Source organism: Streptomyces sp. NRRL S-646, assembly GCF_000720765.1.
Taxonomy (GTDB): Bacteria; Actinomycetota; Actinomycetes; order Streptomycetales; family Streptomycetaceae; genus Streptomyces.
This window is the reverse complement of record NZ_JODC01000159.1, coordinates 1-203: the sequence shown is the minus strand read 5'-3', so window position 1 is coordinate 203 and position 203 is coordinate 1. Positions and strand designations below refer to the sequence as shown.

The following is a 203-nucleotide window of genomic DNA, read 5'->3' as shown; positions in this document are numbered from 1 at the left end:
GCCGTTGTGGCTGGGGTCGGTGAAGTCGAACATCGGGCACACGCAGGCGGCTGCGGGTGTGGCTGGTGTGATCAAGATGGTGCTGGCGATGCAGCACGGAATCCTGCCGCGGACCTTGCATGTGGATGAGCCGTCGTCGCACGTGGACTGGTCGGCCGGGGCCGTGGAGCTGTTGACGGACGAGCGGGACTGGCCGAGGGAGG

The 203-nt window shown here is 67.5% G+C and carries 1 pseudogene; it reads left to right on the top strand.

The annotated features are described in order from the left end of the window. A pseudogene (locus IH68_RS0149360) lies at positions 1-203 on the top strand (polyketide synthase); the annotation flags it as partial.